The organism is Flavobacteriales bacterium (assembly GCA_016700415.1).
Taxonomy (GTDB): Bacteria; Bacteroidota; Bacteroidia; order Flavobacteriales_F; family PHOS-HE28; genus PHOS-HE28.
The window spans coordinates 3,442,425-3,458,462 of the sequence record CP065018.1 but is presented as its reverse complement, the minus strand read 5'-3'; the positions used below and the strand labels follow the sequence as shown (position 1 = coordinate 3,458,462).

General features: G+C 60.0%; 15 protein-coding genes. 13 read left to right on the top strand and 2 right to left on the bottom strand.

Going from position 1 to position 16,038, the window contains the following annotated elements:
* Positions 1-741: 741 nt before the first annotated feature.
* Entirely contained in the window at positions 742-1,254 is a 513-nt protein-coding gene (locus IPP95_14415) for a hypothetical protein (GenBank protein ID QQS72345.1), read from the bottom strand.
* Between the two features lie 130 nt (positions 1,255-1,384).
* On the bottom strand, positions 1,385-2,317 hold the full coding sequence (locus tag IPP95_14410; GenBank protein QQS72344.1) for a YihY/virulence factor BrkB family protein: 933 nt from the start codon (positions 2,315-2,317) through the stop codon (positions 1,385-1,387).
* 153 nt (positions 2,318-2,470) lie between these two features.
* Between IPP95_14410 and IPP95_14405 the strand changes: the two genes are divergently transcribed.
* The 13 genes from IPP95_14405 (at position 2,471) to IPP95_14345 (ending at position 16,013) form a co-directional block, all read left to right on the top strand.
* Complete coding sequence (locus tag IPP95_14405; GenBank protein ID QQS72343.1) at positions 2,471-3,211, top strand: electron transfer flavoprotein subunit beta/FixA family protein; 741 nt, start codon at positions 2,471-2,473, stop codon at positions 3,209-3,211.
* Between the two features lie 94 nt (positions 3,212-3,305).
* Entirely contained in the window at positions 3,306-4,253 is a 948-nt protein-coding gene (locus IPP95_14400; protein ID QQS72342.1) for an electron transfer flavoprotein subunit alpha/FixB family protein, read from the top strand.
* Between the two features lie 198 nt (positions 4,254-4,451).
* Complete coding sequence (locus IPP95_14395) at positions 4,452-5,039, top strand: bifunctional nuclease family protein (protein QQS72341.1); 588 nt, start codon at positions 4,452-4,454, stop codon at positions 5,037-5,039.
* A gap of 58 nt (positions 5,040-5,097) precedes the next feature.
* On the top strand, positions 5,098-6,216 hold the full coding sequence (locus tag IPP95_14390; GenBank protein QQS72340.1) for a flippase-like domain-containing protein: 1,119 nt from the start codon (positions 5,098-5,100) through the stop codon (positions 6,214-6,216).
* A 333-nt stretch (positions 6,217-6,549) separates the two neighbouring features.
* On the top strand, positions 6,550-7,812 hold the full coding sequence (locus IPP95_14385) for a NupC/NupG family nucleoside CNT transporter (GenBank protein QQS72339.1): 1,263 nt from the start codon (positions 6,550-6,552) through the stop codon (positions 7,810-7,812).
* Between the two features lie 210 nt (positions 7,813-8,022).
* On the top strand, positions 8,023-8,586 hold the full coding sequence (locus tag IPP95_14380) for a chloride channel protein (GenBank protein QQS72338.1): 564 nt from the start codon (positions 8,023-8,025) through the stop codon (positions 8,584-8,586).
* Positions 8,583-9,437: a chloride channel protein gene (locus IPP95_14375; protein QQS72337.1), complete on the top strand. Its 855-nt coding sequence runs from the start codon at positions 8,583-8,585 to the stop codon at positions 9,435-9,437. The genes IPP95_14380 and IPP95_14375 overlap by 4 nt, the downstream gene beginning before the upstream one ends.
* 209 nt (positions 9,438-9,646) lie before the next feature.
* Entirely contained in the window at positions 9,647-10,441 is a 795-nt protein-coding gene (locus IPP95_14370) for a thymidylate synthase (GenBank protein QQS72336.1), read from the top strand.
* Complete coding sequence (locus IPP95_14365; protein ID QQS72335.1) at positions 10,438-10,938, top strand: dihydrofolate reductase; 501 nt, start codon at positions 10,438-10,440, stop codon at positions 10,936-10,938. The genes IPP95_14370 and IPP95_14365 overlap by 4 nt, the downstream gene beginning before the upstream one ends.
* 65 nt (positions 10,939-11,003) lie before the next feature.
* A complete protein-coding gene (locus IPP95_14360; protein QQS72334.1) occupies positions 11,004-11,819 on the top strand; it encodes a hypothetical protein in 816 nt (271 codons plus the stop codon).
* Between the two features lie 431 nt (positions 11,820-12,250).
* Complete coding sequence (locus tag IPP95_14355) at positions 12,251-13,342, top strand: histidine kinase (protein ID QQS72333.1); 1,092 nt, start codon at positions 12,251-12,253, stop codon at positions 13,340-13,342.
* On the top strand, positions 13,339-14,118 hold the full coding sequence (locus IPP95_14350) for a response regulator transcription factor (GenBank protein ID QQS72332.1): 780 nt from the start codon (positions 13,339-13,341) through the stop codon (positions 14,116-14,118). Before IPP95_14355 ends, IPP95_14350 begins: the two co-directional genes overlap by 4 nt.
* Before the next feature lie 92 nt (positions 14,119-14,210).
* Positions 14,211-16,013, top strand: coding sequence for a PKD domain-containing protein (locus IPP95_14345; protein ID QQS72331.1), 1,803 nt, complete (start codon positions 14,211-14,213; stop codon positions 16,011-16,013).
* Positions 16,014-16,038: the final 25 nt, after the last annotated feature.

Sequence of the window (16,038 nt, the reverse complement as noted above, 5' to 3'; positions counted from 1 at the left end):
TGAATTCAGAGTGTTAGCAGGCAATACGATCAGGGCAAGGCGGACCGGGGGTGAAATGGCGCTTGATGGGCACCAAGGAGGATGAAGAGTACTGGGTGTGGGGGCCTGCTGGAGGAAAGAGGCAGGTTAGCGACGTCGCTGGATCGTCAGTTTAGACCGTTGAAGAGAGGGCTTGTAACGACTAAAAAAGAGAAGAACACTTGGGAGTACAATGTTATGGTGGTATTTCGATCCGGTCAATGGGTGTTGAAAACTAATTTTAAGAGCATCAGATCAGTAGATCGGCACCAAGCACGGGTTCGTCGATGTAGCACGCGGCAGGTTCGTATAAATTCATTTAGCCATACAATGTTATACCAATAAGCGTTTGGTGGTCTTGGCATTAACGTTCCTCTATGGACGATGATGCCAAAAGCCCCTCCGTTTTCGATGCCGTGGGACCGATCGATCTGGCTCACCACCGGAGACTGTCCAACCAATACAATATGCGGCATCATCGCAGCCATCGGATCCTTGGCTAAAGTCGATCTGCGATTGGACAATTGCATTGAGCAATGTCAGTGCGAGGAACAAGAAAACAGGCGGGACACTAGGACAGGGGCCAATCTTCCGCCCTGTTCTATGTGACCGTGAAATGCTCCCGCACCAGCCTAATGCAATAGCCCCTGCGGATGATCCGCAGGGGCTATTGCATTCTTACATCATCAGGAGCCTCCGGTAATTGCCCCGCCTTCACTAGCCTTACAGCCCCACCCCCACCTTGGCACCGAGCACCAGGCTGTGCGAACTCATCGCGGGCAAGGGGCCGTCCAATTGCACTTTGAAGACGAAGTGCACATTGCTGCTCTTCATCAGGTCCAGCACGTTCACGTCGCCCATGTGCAGCAGGAGCGTCTGCGCCCCGTTGGGAACCGGGTTCATACCGGCCACGGTCAACGGCGGGCTCTGGTCCACCGCCACCTGCAGCGTTACCGCGTGCATGGCGTTGTAATTGCCCGTGACGGGGCTGGTGAGGAACAGGTTCGCCTTGGTGAACTTGAACTGCGTCAGCTGTGCCAGCGAATACTGGTTGGCGGCGAGCACTTGCCCCAGCACATTGGCATCGATGTCCAGATCCATTTCGAATTGGCCACCGGCCACATCTGCCGAGTCAATGGTGAAGGGGATCGCCGGGTAGTTCATCTCCAGCGTGGTCTCGGGAATGATCTCCTCTTCCTGTGGTTTGCTGCAGCCAGCAAGTGCTAGCGCCGCCATCGGCAAAAGGAGGAAGGAATTCCGGAAAAATGCTGCTGTTTTCATGCCTCGGCCTTTGGGGGCCTTGGCGTTCTACGCAATTGCACCGACCAGGGTTGGCGGCGGGGGCCTGCACCACCCCTTCCCAACTCTACTTCACCATTTCCGACCTCTCAGGCACCACCACCTTCACCACCTGCCGCACCACCTTCACCGCATCGGTGGCGGGCTGTATGGGCCTTCCCTTCACCTCGCACCACACATAGACGAACTCGGCGCCGAAGAAGAAGGTCTGCGAGCTGTAGAAGGTCCAGATAAGCAAGGAGATGAGGCCAGCCGCGGCCCCGAAGGCGGAGGCCGGCTCGGTGGAATCGAAATAGAGGCCGATGATGAGCTCGCCCAGCACGAAGAGCGCCGTGGTGAACACCGCGCCGGGGAGAACGTCCCGCCAGGCGATCTTCGCTGCGGGCAGGAACTTGAAGATGCAGGCAAAGACCAGCGTGCTCACGATGAAAGTGATGGAGAAGGAGACCACCTGGAGAAGCTGCGCGCCCAGCTCCGGCATGTGGTGGCCCAGCCGCTCGGAGAAGCCGCTCACCAAGGCATTGAGCGCGAAGGTGACGATGAGCAGAAAGCCCAGGCCCATCACGAAGGAGAAGGACAGCAGCCGAGAGACGAAGAAGTGGACCACGGAATTTTTCGGATCGGGCTGGACCTCCCACATGCGGTTCAATGAATTCCTCAAGGAATTAAAGATGCCGGTGGCACCGATGAAGAGGGTGATGAGGCCGATCACCGTGGCCATCCAGCCTTTGCCGCTGATGTAGGCGGAACCCATCATTTCCTGCACGGTCCGGGCCGTCTCCGCCCCCACCAGCCCGCTGATCTGGCCGAAGACCTCGCCGCGCACCGCTTCGGGCCCGGTGACGATGCCGCTGACCGCCACCACCACCACCAGCAGTGGCACGATGGAGAAGATGGTGTAATACGCCAGGGAGGCGCCCAGGTCGAAGGTGTTGTCACGACCATACTCCACGATCATGCGCTTGGCAAAGTGGAGGATGTCCTTGATCACTTTCTTCATGATGCAAGATGGGACGGTCTTGATGTTCACATGCCGGTGAACCCGACATATACAGGCTCCAAATATCAGGCGAAGATCCAGTGCCAAGGTGACCAAGCCCATCGCGTCGGAAAGCGGATGGTTAAGTTTGCCGCCCAATTCCATCGCATACCCATGAAGATCCTTGTGCTCATCAGCCATGTGCCGGACACCACGGCACGCATCGCCTTCACCAACGACAACACCGCCTATGACACCAGTGGCGTGCAGTTCATCGTGAACCCCTACGACGAGTGGTACGCCTTGGTGCGGGGGCTCGAATTGAAGGAGGCTCAAGGCGGCAATGTCACCGCGATCAACGTGGGCGGCGTGGAGACCGAGCCCACCATCCGCAAAGCCTTGGCCATCGGCGCGGACGATGCCGTGCGCATCGACACCGCACCCAAGGACGGGCATGACGTGGCCGCTCAGGTGGCCGCCTTCGCCAAGGACAAGGGATACGACCTGATCTTGGCCGGAAAAGAAACGATCGACCACAACGGCAGCCAAGTAGGGCCGATGTTGGCCGAACTGCTGGACCTTCCCCTTATCTCCTTGGCAAGCAAACTGGACGTGGCCGACGGGAAAGCCACGGCCGAGCGGGACGTGCGCGGCGATGTGGAAGTGGTGGAATGCGCCCTGCCGTTAGTGGTAAGCTGCGCCAAAGGCATGGCCGAGCAACGCATCCCGAACATGCGCGGCATCATGGCGGCCCGTACCAAGCCACTGCAAGTGGTGCCCGCCGCACCGGCCGAAGCGCTCAGCACTACCGTGAAATTTGAACTACCTCCGCCAAAGCAGGCCGTAAAGATGATCCCGGTGGAAGAGGCCGGGAAGCTGATCGAACTGCTGCACACCGAGGCGAAGGTGATCTAAGAAAGAAGGCCGCAGAGGCGCCGAGACGCGGAGAAATCAATTAAAAGCACTTGTAGCGTCGACCCATCGGGGCGACACACTAAAAGGAAACAAAATGAGCGTGATCGTATTTGCAGACACCCGTGGTGAAAAAGTGGCGAAGAACGCCCTGGAGACCTTGACCTATGGCCGCAAGATCGCCGCGAAAGAAGGCACCTCCCTCACCTTGGTGACCTTCGGCGACGCTCCGGCGGACCGGTTGGCCGCGCTGGACGCGAACAAGGTGGTGGTGGCCCGCTCCATCGGGGATGCGGACAGCCAGCAGCTCACGCGCCTAGTGGCCGATGTGGCCGGCAAGGAGGGCGCGAAGTGGATCATCTTCAGCCATGACGACACCGGCAAGGCCGTGGCACCGCGCGTTGGTGCCAAGTTGAACGCGGGAGAAGTGGCCGGTGCCATCACTCTGCCGAACGAGCAAGGCTTGATCAAGCGCAACGTATTCAGCGGCAAGGCCCAGGCCTGGGTGGAGCTGAAGACGCCGGTGAAAGTGGTGAGCGTGCTGCCGAACAGCATCCCGGTGGAAGCCGCTTCAGGCAGTGCCGTCGTGGAGGAATACAGCGGCGACCTCGGCGCGGCCAAGGTCACGGTGAAGGAGACCCGCAAGGCCGGCGAGGGCATCCCCCTTCCCGAAGCGGAAGTGGTGGTGAGCGCCGGGCGCGGCATGAAAGGCCCGGAGAACTGGGGCATGGTGGAGGAACTGGCCAAGGAACTGCACGCCGCCACCGCCTGTAGCCGTCCCGTGGCGGACATGGATTGGCGCCCGCACCACGAGCATGTTGGCCAGACCGGCCTGGCCATCCGCCCCAACCTCTACATCGCCATCGGCATCAGCGGGGCCATCCAGCACTTGGCCGGCGTGAACGGCAGCAAGGTGATCGCCGTGATCAACACCGATCCCGAGGCACCCTTCTTCAAAGCCGCGGACTATGGTATCGTGGGTGACGCCTTTGAGGTACTGCCCAAGCTGATCGAGGCCGCCAAGAAGCTGAACGCTGAGCGGTAGTTGCCCGTTGTCAGGCCGGACCCGACTTCCCTACGACGTGGCTTGTCCATTCGCGCGCTTGCGGCGCACAGCGGCAGGAAGTGATGAACTCAATGCTCCGGATGAACTGGCCAAGAGCCCTGACAACGGACAACTGACAACCGACAACTGGATCCCGAAGCCCCTCTTCCCCTAACTTCACCGCCCCGCAACGGATCCATGGAAAAGGTCGAGCTGAAGTTTCTACGCATCACGTACAGCCACACCCACGCGGGGGCCTATGCGCTGATCCTCTCGGAACTGCACGGCGACCGGCGGTTGCCCATCATCATCGGTGGCGTGGAGGCACAAGCCATCGCGATCCAAGTGGAGAACATCCGCCCCGCGCGCCCGCTCACCCACGATCTCTTCAAAAGCTTCTGCGACCAGTTGAACATCACCGTCACCGAAGTGGTGATCAACGACCTGGTGGAGGGCATCTTCCACGCCAAGCTCGTGCTGGACCAGAACGGGAAGACCGTGGAGATCGATGCCCGCAGCAGCGATGCCATCGCCTTGGCCCTGCGGTTCCAGTGCCCGATCCACACCTATGAGTTCATCCTTTCGGCCGCAGGGCTGAAGATGGATGAAGGTGAGGAGGAGAGCGAACCGGCCGCAGCCGCCGAAGCTGCACAGGAGACCAAGAACATCCGGACGGCAAGCCCCGAGGACCTGCGGCAAATGCTTCAAGAGGCGATAGACGCCGAGGATTACGAGGGCGCCAGCAAATTGCGGGACGAGCTCAAACGCAGAGAAGGTACCAATTGACCGACGGGTCTGCGCCGGCGGGTCCTCCCGCCGCCGGTAGGCCGACGCCGCAAGCGCAATGGCCACTCCCCAAACCACTCCGGCACACGAGGATATCCTGCGCCGCTTCAGCCTCGCCAAGATGCTGATGCCTGTGGTGATCGGCTTGGGCATCACCGCTATTCTGATCTGGCGCACGGCCGACCTCGGCGCCCTGCAACAAGTGCGCTGGACCTGGAACACCACATTCTGGATGGGGATGGCGCTGCTGAGCCTCGTGGTGCGCGACTGGATGTACATGCTCCGGATCCGCCACCTCACGGACCGCAAACTGGACTGGTTCCGGGCATTCGTGGTGATCATGCTCTGGGAGTTCGCCAGCGCCTTGGCCCCCGGAATGATCGGCGGTGGCTTCTTTTTCGCCATCTGGTTCCTCACCCGCGAGGGCATCGACACCGGTTCCAGCATCACCGTCATCACCTTCACCTCCTTCCTGGACGGCATCTTCTTAGCCGTGATGGCCCCTTTGGTCTACTTCCTCGTGGGCAGGTCCGAACTGTTCCAAGGCACCGAGTTCACCGGCACCTTCCTCGGCAGTAGCTTATTCTTTGCCTTCTGGACCGTGTACTTCATCATCCTGGCCTACAAGCTGTTCGTGGCCTATGCCCTCTTCGTGAACCCGGTCTTCGTGAAGCGCGCCTTAGTGGGCATCTTCTCCGCCCCCGTCCTGCGGCGCTGGCGACGCTCGGCGGTGACCACTGGCGACCAGCTTATCGTTGCCGCCAAAGGGCTGAAGCACCGCGATTGGAGCTATTGGTGGCCCGCGCTGCTCACCACCTTCATCAGTTGGTCCGCGCGTTACAGCATCGTGAACTGCATCCTCCACGCCTTCCCGGACGGCAGCCACTTCAGCGACCTGGTGGTGTATGCCAAGCAGGTGGTGATGGGGATCATCGTGCTGCTGAGCCCCACACCCGGCGGTAGCGGACTGGCCGAGTTCATCTTCAATGATTTCCTCGGCATGTACGTGGCACCGGGCCTTGCCCCGGCGATCGCGCTGCTGTGGCGGTTGCTGAGCTATTACCCGTACATCCTCATCGGCGCCATATTGCTACCGCGCTGGGTGCGCAGGAATGTGATCACCCCGCTGGTACATCCATCGGAACGGAACGCTGCGCCGGAAACGGGGGCCAAGTGAAGCGAGTACCTCCTCATCAAGCTCCGATATGGGCCGAACCACTGTGTGAGACCGTGTTGGAACTGGTCATTGGACGATCGCTGGCAGCCCTTTCGCGCCCCCGGCTCGGGGGCCGGGGTGACAACCACGGGAGGGTTGGTGCTCAAAAAGCCGCGCTGAGCGGGGCTTTTGAGCACCAACCCCAAGAACAAATGTCATTCCGGGCCTGACCCGGCCCCGGTAGGTGCCGGGGCGCGACGGTGTAGGACCATGGGTATCCCGGAGGCCAGAGATCATCCGATTTTCTCGTTTTTTGCTCCGTTCCTCCTACATTGACCGCCTTTCCCACCCACCATGGAACGATTCCAAGGTCTTTTCGGCGTAGCGCTCATCTTGGGCATCGCCTTTCTTGCCAGTAACAACCGCAAGCGGATCAACTACCGGACGGTGATCAGCGGGCTCAGCCTGCAGCTGCTCATCGCCGTGCTGGTGTTGAAGATCCCGCCGGTCACGCGCTTCTTCCAAGGCATGGGCCACGGCATGCAGAAGATCGAGGAGTTCGCCCGCCAAGGTGCCTCTTTCGTGTATGGCGGCATCGCCGTGCAACAGTTCGACGGCACCATCGCCAACTACACCCACGGCGGCTTCGTGTTCGCCTTCAACATCACCGCCACCATTATCCTGGTCTGCATCATCGTGGCCGTGCTCTATCACGTGGGCCTCATGCAGAAGGTGGTGTCCGTGATCGCCAAGGCCATGAACTGGGTGATGCGCGTGAGCGGCGCCGAAGCGTTGAGCAACGTGGCCAGCGCCTTCGTGGGCCAGGTGGAAGCCCAAGTGATGATCCGTCCTTACCTCGCGGGAATGACCAAAAGCGAGCTGCTGGCCAGCATGACCGGCAGCCTCGCGTGCATCGCTGGAAGCATTCTCGTGGTTTACGTGGCCATGGGCGCACAGGCCGGCATGGACCTCGCGCCGAAGCTGATCGCGGCCAGCCTCATGGCCGCACCGGGCGCGCTGGTGATCAGCAAGATCGTGTGGCCCGAGACCGAGGAAAGCCAGACCATGGGCAATGTGAAACTGGAAGTAAAAAGCCCCTACATCAACATCGTGGACGCCATCAGCCATGGTGCCGGCGACGGTTTCCGCATCGCCATGAACGTGATCGCCATGCTCATCGGCTTCATCGCCCTCATCGCCTTGATCGACTATGGCCTGGTGCATATTGGCCATCTTTTCAGCCCGAACCTCGATCTTTCCCTCGACTGGATCTTCGGCAAGATCTTCTACCCCATGGCCTGGGCGATGGGCGTGCCTTCCGCCGATGTCGCCAACGTGGCCACACTGCTGGGGCAGAAACTCACCATCAACGAGTTCGTCGCTTTCCAGAACCTCACCACGCGCGGTGTGCCCATCGTCTCGGAGAAGGGCCTGTTGATCGTCTCGGTCGCCATCTGCGGCTTCGCGAACTTCAGCAGCGTGGGCATGCAGATCGGCGGCATCGGCGAGCTGGCGCCCGAGCGGCGCGGCGACCTCGCCCGCTTGGGCTTGAAGGCGCTGCTCTGCGGAACGTTGGCCAGCTACATGAGCGCCACGATCGCAGGGATCTTGATGTGATCGTTGGATGGAACGCAGATGACGCTGAAAGAGCGGATCCGCGCAGATCCCTCTCAGGGTCTCGCGAAGCGGACCCTGAGCTTATAGTCCTTTTGACAGGATCGATAGGATCTGTTGCGACGTTGTCGCAGCCCGCGATCCGCAATGCGTTGTTGATGAACACCGCGGCATTGCCCGCCATCGCCCTTGGCACAGCACTAACCTTGCCCCGTGAAAAAGGGCACGCACAGATCGGCCGGGGAAAGCTGGGGCACGCGCATCCGCGCCGGGCTGCGTGCTTGGCCGGCCCGAATGCGCAGATCTTCCTTGGGCAGCCACCTGAATGAGCTGTGGATGCTGGCCCTGCCCTATCAGGTTGCGGCGGTCACCACCGCGCTCGTGGCCGTGGGTTTCACCAAGTTGTTCATGTGGGTGGAAGAACGGAACGTGGCGCTGATCACCGCGCATCCGAACTGGATCTTCTTCACCGCGCCGGTGGCGTTCTTGGTGAGCTGGTGGCTGGTACTCCGCTTCTCTCCCATGGCCGGCGGTAGTGGCGTGCCGCAATTGATCGCGGCGGCGGAGGTGGCGGATGATGAGGAGGCGGGCGATGGTAGCTGGCGTTTCCTCAACGTCCGGATCATCTTCGTGCGCATGGCCACTACGCTCGCCATGGTGGGTGGCGGTGGCGCGATCGGACGCGAAGGCCCCATTCTCCAGATCGCTGGCAGCGTGTACCGCGTAGTGCATAAGCTGCTCCCCCCCTTCTGGCCCAAAGTGAGCCGCGCATCATGATGGTCACCGGCGGTGCGGCCGGGCTCAGCGCGGCCTTCAACACCCCTCTGGGCGGCATCGTCTTCGCCATGGAGGAACTCACGCGCTCACACATCGGCAAATTCCGCACGGCCGTGCTCAGCTCCGTGATCATCAGCGGCATGACCGCACAATGGCTCCTAGGGCCCTATTTGCTGCTGGGCTATCCGAAGCTGGAACGGGTGGGGCCGTCGTTCATGTACACCCTGCTTGTCATCAGTGCGGTGGCCGGGGCCATGGGCGTTCTCAGCGGAAAAGGCGTGCTGCTGCTGGACAAGATCCGCCGCGCGATCCGTGGCACCGTGGCCCAAGGCGTCTTCGTGCTGCTCTGCGCGCTGACCTTCGCCTGCGTGGTCCGAGCCTTCGGCCCCATGTCGCTGGGAAGCGGTGAGGCACTATTGGACCAATACCTCTTCAGTGCCGCGCCGGAGCCGTCCATCAAGGATGTGGCGGGCCGCCTGCTCGGCTCCATTGTCTCTACGGGCAGCGGCGCCGCAGGTATGCTCTTCGGCCCGGCACTTTCATCGGGCGCGGCCATCGGCGGCCTCTTTGGCCATTGGTTCGGCGTGGACCGCGGCCAGCTGAACATCCTCGTGCTCGGCGGTATGTGCGCCTTCCTCACCGGCATCACGCGCTCGCCCTTCACCAGCGCCATCATCATCCTGGAAATGACCGACCGCCACAGTGCCATCCTCCAACTGATGTACGCGGCCATGATCGCATCCATCATCGCGCATGCCATCGATGACAAGCCCTTCTACCAGCGGATGAAGGACCGGTTGATCGCCTCGGTGCCCGGGTTGAAGAGGAGGTTTTCTGGGGAAGAGTCGTGAGCCTTGAGCCTTGAATGTTCCACCACAGAGTCACAGAGGACACAGAGAGATGCAACGCGTTCCGCAAATTTCCCGGTATTTCGTTGCGCTCGTTGCGGTTATCCCTCTCTGCGCTCTCCGCGTTCCTCGCCTGGGCGTAGCCGCTTCGGCGGAGCACGGTCCGCAGTTAAAAACTCATTGCCCTTGTGGTAGGTAATTTCGCACATTCAATGGAACAATACCACGACCTGCTCCGCCACATCCTGAAGAACGGTGCGCGCAAAGGCGATCGCACCGGCACCGGCACGTTGAGCTGCTTCGGCTACCAGATGCGCTTCGATCTGGCCGACGGATTCCCGATGCTCACCACCAAGAAGCTGCACCTGAAGAGCATCATTCACGAACTGCTCTGGTTCCTGCAAGGCGACACCAACATCAAGTACCTACAGGAGAACGGCGTGAAGATCTGGGACGAATGGGCCGATGCCGATGGAAACCTCGGCCCGGTCTACGGCTACCAATGGCGCCACTGGCCCACGCCGAGCGGTGGCCAGATCGACCAGATCGCCAACGTGGTGGAGATGATCAAGAATAACCCCAACAGCCGCCGCTTGATCGTGACCGCGTGGAACCCCGCCGACGTGGACCGCATGGCGCTGCCGCCCTGCCACTGCCTGTTCCAGTTCTTCGTGGCGGACGGAAAACTTTCCTGTCAGCTGTACCAGCGCAGTGCGGACACCTTCTTAGGCGTGCCCTTCAACATCGCCAGCTACGCGCTGCTCACGTTGATGGTGGCTCAGGTATGCGGGCTGGAACCTGGGGAGTTCGTCCACAGCTTTGGCGACGTCCATCTCTACCTGAACCACCTGGAACAGGCGGAACTGCAGCTCACGCGTGAGCCACGCTCATTACCCGCACTGCACATCGACCCTTCCGTGAAGGACATCTTCGGATTCCGTTTCGAGCACTTCACGCTCTCGGACTACGATCCCCATCCACACATCAAAGCCACCGTCTCCGTATGATCATCAGCGTCATAGCCGCCGTGGCCGAGAACGGCATGATCGGCAACAAGGGCGGGCTGCCCTGGGACCTGCCGGACGATATGAAGTTCTTCCAGCGCACCACCCTGAACCATCATGTGATCAGCGGGCGCAAGAACTATGAGAGCATCCCCGTGCGCTTCCGCCCCTTGCGTGACCGCGTGAACATCGTGGTGACGCGCGGGGAGGACTACGAGGCACCCGGAGCCATCGTCTGCCATTCCTTGGAAGATGCCCTGAAGATCGCCCGGAAAGCCGAAGTGAAGGAGGTCTTCCTGATCGGTGGGGGCCAGCTTTATGCCGACGCCTTCAAAAAAGGCCTCGTGGACCGGCTTTACCTCACCACGGTCCACGCCAAGCCGGAAGGCGATGTCGTCTTCCCCAAGATCGGCAAGGGCTGGAAGGAGGTATGGAGCGAGAAGCACAAGGCGGACGAGCGGCACAAGTACGCCTTCACGTTCGCGGTGCTTCAAAAGTGATCCCACAGACGGATCAAACCATTGAAGCGTTAGTAAGTCAAAACCGTATAAAACCGAGGATCCCGATGAAAGACCTGAAACATGTTGCATGGACAGCGATCGTGCTCTTGGCGCTGGCCGGGTGCAGGAAGGAGAAGGAGGAGCCCGCACAATTGTCCTTTGACTATACCACGGCGCAGGACAACGCCACGGCGGACGATTACTTCAACGACATGATGCAGCAGGTGGACGGGGCGGCTACCGACGAAGGGCTTCGCGATACGGATGATCCCTGTGCGCCCACCGTGACGATCGACCTGGGCGCCATGCCGCATACCATGACCGTTGATTTCGGCAGTACGAATTGCACGGCATTGAACGGGCGCATGCGGCGCGGGGTCCTGTTCGTTACCTTCACTGGAGCATATGGCGACCCGGGCACCGTGATCACCATCACCCCGCAGAACTACTACGTGAACGACCACCATGTGGAAGGCAGCAAGACCGTGACGAACATGGGCGAGAACACCGCCCACCAACCGTACTTCAATGTGACGGTGGACGGTACGATCACGGCACCCGACGGCAGCTGGACCGCGACACATCATTCCCAACGGGTACGCACATGGACCGGCGGCAGCGATACCCCGATGACATGGACGGACGATGCCTACACGATCACCGGCACCGGCAATGGCGTGAACCGCAACGGCCTGCCCTACACGATGGCGATCACCAATGCGCTGCATGTCAACTGGGGATGCCCCTACATCACGCAAGGCACCCTGACGCTCACCCCGCAGGACCTGCCCACGCGCACCATCGACTATGGCAACGGCACCTGTGACGGGACATTCACCGTTTCGGTGAGCGGATATACCTTCACCGTGACGATCGGTTGACCTTTCCCGATATTCTTGTGAACGGCTCTTCCATGCGGAGGGGCCGTTCACTTTTTATGTGGTCACCGGGCCACCCTGCACCAACACCGCCCAGGGTTGCTGAAAGGAACGATCGTCCGGGATCCATCACTTTATCCACGGCTCGTCCAATCCATCCCATGGGAAAAGCCCAACGGGGGATACTTTGGCTTTAATCCGCACCTGACCGAACGTGCCCGAACATTTGAAAGCCGAACATGGGTAACACAACCCCTGAAACGGGCTCTGACCACGGGAGTGCCGGGAGTTCATTAGATTGGCGGTATGGATCACCGTCCCACCACGGGTATTCCCCATTCCTTGAAAATGAGGGGGCCTACCGGAGCAAGACCAGCCTCAAGATGAGGATATGGTCCAGTGTTCGCTCGTACATCGGAAGTTCACCCATCCCGATGCGCACCGTGTTCCTCGCGGCGGGCTTGCTTTCCGTTCTTTTCGTGTTCACATCCTTCATCGGCCGTACGGAGCTGGGCACGCACATCTTCCGGTTTGACTGGTGGATCCAGGCCCCGATCCCGTTCCTCAATTTCTTCACATGGGCGTTGGTGCTGCCTTTGGTGAACCGCTGGGCCAAGCGCTGGCCTTTGAATGCGCGCCCGCTGTGGAGGCCCATCCTGTTCCATTTCGGCCTTGGCCTGGTGCTCTGTTCATTCCACGAGACCTTCACGAACATCATGTACATACTCGTGCTGCATGAAAGCGGCCGGATGCCCTGGCGGCCGGAAATGCTCAATGGGGTGCTGCTCAGTCTGCCCGGAGGCATTGTACAACGCTTAATGGAGTACTGGCTATTGCTGGTCCTATTGATGTACACAGAGTCACGTCGGCAGGTCCGGGCCGAGCGTACTCGGGTCCTCCAACTTCAGAACGAGCTCCAGACCACCCAGTTGCTTTCCCTCAAGAAGCAACTTCAACCCCACTTCCTATTCAACACACTGAACACCGTCAGCGCCCTGATGGACGTGGACAACAAGAGTGCCCGCACGGTTCTTTCACGCTTGGGCCAATTGCTCCGCACCACGCTGGATGAAGAGCGGCACGAGACAGTCCCCTTGATCCACGAGGTGGACTATGTCGGGAATTACCTCGACATCGAAACGATCCGCTTCAAGGACCGGCTTCAGGTGCGCTATGACATCCCTTCCGAATGCCAGAACGCCATGGTGCCCGGAATGCTGCTCCAGCCTTTAGTGGAAAACTCGATCAAGCATGGTTTGGACGCCACGAGCGACGAGGTTTGCATCACCATCGCCGCGCGGCGTGACCATGATCTCATCCACTTGGAGGTAAGCGATAACGGGAAGGGCTGCCCGGACGTTTCCAAAGTCCTTTCCAACGGCGGTATCGGTCTTCGCAATGTGAAGGAGCGGATCACGCTGCTGCATGGGCCGAAGGGGAAATTTCAGGTCCGGTCGGAGGATGGTCATGGTTTCCAGGTCTCCATTACAATGCCTTACGAGACCCGTGAAAGCACGATCCCATGAAGAACATCCGTACTATCGTAGTGGATGATGAGCCCGCCGCCCGGTCCCGTGTGGTGCGGTTGCTAGGCACCGATCCGGACATCCGCATAGTGGCTGAGTGCCGTAACGGCATCGAGGCCTTGGAAGTGCTCCGCAAAGAACCCGTGGACCTCATTTTCCTGGACATACAGATGCCACAATTGACCGGCTTCGATGTCATCGCGAAATTCGCCCCGGGCATCTCCCCTTTCGTGATCTTCGTCACCGCGCACGACCGGTATGCGCTGAAGGCCTTCAACGTGAGCGCCGTGGATTATCTGCTGAAACCCTACGATGATGACCGCTTCCATATCTCCTTGGCCCGCGCCAAGGACTTCATGGAAATGCGGGAGAACAAACGCCTTACGGACCGTATGCTGGACCTAGTGCAGGACCATCTGAACACCCGGAAGGAGTTCACGCAGGAGTATGTGATCAGGGAAAAGGGCAGGGAGTACCGGATACCGGTGAAGGACCTGCTCTGGATCCGGGCCGAGGGCAACTATCTGGTACTTCAGACCGAAGCCCGGCATTACCTGCTGCGCATGACCATGAACATGGTGGAAACGGAATTGGACCCCGTTGATTTCGTACGGATCCACCGGAGCTTCATGGTGAACATGGCCCATGTGCTGAGCACCCGTTACAGCGGCAACAATGAGTTCACCTTCACCATGAGCAACGGAAAGCATCTCTTGAGCGGACGCAGCTATAAGGAGCATGTGGCCAAACTGCTCACGGAGCGCGCCCGGAAATAAGTGAGGATGGGGCGGTCCGTTCGGGCTGGGACGAGCGAATATCCGCCTTTGGTCCCGCTTCCTTTCCTTTGCATGAAACAAGAACGAATCACATGCGCAAGACACTACTCCCGTTATTCCTTTGTATAGGTTCACTCGCCTTCGCGCAGGACCCCATGGAACGGGTATTCACCATACCCGGTGCCCTTGGCCTCCATGGCGTGGCCGTGGACAGCGAGGGGCACTTTGTACTGGCCAATGAGAACGAAGGCGACATACAGGTGACGCGCATCTCGCCCACAGGAGAGCACGAATGGACGTTCAAATACCCCTACTTCGTGGATGAGGGACTCTATGGCAACTGCATCGCCGCAGGTCCGGATGGCATTGTGGTAGTGGGCTATGCCCTGGGTACAGGCACCAATAGCCGCGATGGGATCATCATGCACATCGACCTGGATGGCACACTGCTCAGTGCCAAGCGCATGGATGTCGGTGGTGGGTCCAATGCACTCCACACGCTCACCGCTACCAGTGACGGCTTCATTGCCGGAGGACGCACGGATGCAGGCGGCAACTTGTACGACATGCAGCTCACCAAGCTCAACACGTTGGGGGAGGTGCAATGGTCGCGCTATTATGGGAGCCCCGGTTGGGATTGGGCCTACAAGGCCACGGAACTGGCCGATGGAGGCTTTGCCATGGTGGGTTATGGGGACAGCTTGAGCACGGGCTATTCACCCTCCGGCTACTTGGTGCGCACCGATGCGTTGGGCAATGAGATGTGGGCGCGCAGCATCAGCAGCGGCAACGGGGTGGACGAGGCCTATTGCGTAATGGAATCCAGTAACGGGGACCTCTATGTCGGTGGTCGCTCGCTGGGCTATTTCCCAGGGAACGTGAACGCCTTCCTGACCAAGATCTCCTCCACCGGACAACATATCTGGACCCGAGTGCTCGAGCAGGGGATCGAGGTAGTGGATATCGCCCCGGCACCGAACGGTGGCGTGACCTGGGTGGCTGACCCGCAGTACATTACCGGAGGTCTAGGCGGCTATGAAATGCTTTGGGGGCAATTCAGTGCGGATGGCACTCTCTTATGGTCCAATCTCTATGGAGCGGCCGGCTCGGACAACCCGCTGTCCATCATTCCCATGGCCGGTGGCGGCTATTCCATCCTTGGGTTCACCGACAGCTATGGCTCTGGCCCGATTGATTGGCAGGGCATCCTGATCCGCACCGATGCCCAAGGCCATGCCGCTTGCCACAATATCAACCTGGACCTCCAGTGGACCAACCAGACCGCCACGGTGGCTCCCTTCACCAGCCTGAGCGGCTCGGGTTTCAATATGTATCCCTGGATCGTGGGCCAGGAGGCCATGGCCGTTGGCAGCTATGATCCGTGCTGCCAAGTGATCGCAGCGTTCAACATGGACAGTAACGGCAACGATTATGTCTGGAACTTTACCAATACCAGCACCAATGCGGCCAGCTATAGTTGGTCTTTCGGTGATGGGTCCACGAGTACGGAGGAATCCCCAAGCCACACTTATGCCGCCAACGGCCAGTATACCGTTTGCCTGACGATAACGGGATCCTGCGGATCGGAGTCCACCACGGCCAATAGTTGCCACACCGTGTCCATCTCCGTAGGGATCGAAGACCTGAATGCAGGTGGGAACACCCCGGTGATCTTCCCCTCTCCCGCAAACGATGCTTTCACGATAAAGGCTCCCAGGCCAATGCAGATGATCCGCTTGGCGGACAGTCAAGGCCGCATCGTGCGCATCCTGCAGGCCCAGGACCATGCACAGGTGAACGTGCCGGTACAAGACCTTCCTGACGGAGCCTATGTGGCGCACGTGGTCCTTACCAACGGAAACACTTACCCCTTGCGTGTGATGGTGGCCCATTGATCCATGACCTCTTGTGCCGGACATA

Excerpts from the sequence above, each read along its gene's own strand:
- IPP95_14415 (QQS72345.1), bottom strand. The coding sequence starts at position 1,254 with ATGGCGGCGCTAGCACTTGCTGGCTGCAGCAAACCACAGGAAGAGGAG.
- IPP95_14410 (QQS72344.1), bottom strand. The coding sequence starts at position 2,317 with ATGAAGAAAGTGATCAAGGACATCCTCCACTTTGCCAAGCGCATGATC.
- IPP95_14405 (QQS72343.1), top strand. The coding sequence starts at position 2,471 with ATGAAGATCCTTGTGCTCATCAGCCATGTGCCGGACACCACGGCACGC.
- IPP95_14400 (QQS72342.1), top strand. The coding sequence starts at position 3,306 with ATGAGCGTGATCGTATTTGCAGACACCCGTGGTGAAAAAGTGGCGAAG.
- IPP95_14395 (QQS72341.1), top strand. The coding sequence starts at position 4,452 with ATGGAAAAGGTCGAGCTGAAGTTTCTACGCATCACGTACAGCCACACC.
- IPP95_14390 (QQS72340.1), top strand. The coding sequence starts at position 5,098 with ATGGCCACTCCCCAAACCACTCCGGCACACGAGGATATCCTGCGCCGC.
- IPP95_14385 (QQS72339.1), top strand. The coding sequence starts at position 6,550 with ATGGAACGATTCCAAGGTCTTTTCGGCGTAGCGCTCATCTTGGGCATC.
- IPP95_14375 (QQS72337.1), top strand. The coding sequence starts at position 8,583 with ATGATGGTCACCGGCGGTGCGGCCGGGCTCAGCGCGGCCTTCAACACC.
- IPP95_14370 (QQS72336.1), top strand. The coding sequence starts at position 9,647 with ATGGAACAATACCACGACCTGCTCCGCCACATCCTGAAGAACGGTGCG.
- IPP95_14365 (QQS72335.1), top strand. The coding sequence starts at position 10,438 with ATGATCATCAGCGTCATAGCCGCCGTGGCCGAGAACGGCATGATCGGC.
- IPP95_14360 (QQS72334.1), top strand. The coding sequence starts at position 11,004 with ATGAAAGACCTGAAACATGTTGCATGGACAGCGATCGTGCTCTTGGCG.
- IPP95_14355 (QQS72333.1), top strand. The coding sequence starts at position 12,251 with ATGCGCACCGTGTTCCTCGCGGCGGGCTTGCTTTCCGTTCTTTTCGTG.
- IPP95_14350 (QQS72332.1), top strand. The coding sequence starts at position 13,339 with ATGAAGAACATCCGTACTATCGTAGTGGATGATGAGCCCGCCGCCCGG.
- IPP95_14345 (QQS72331.1), top strand. The coding sequence starts at position 14,211 with ATGCGCAAGACACTACTCCCGTTATTCCTTTGTATAGGTTCACTCGCC.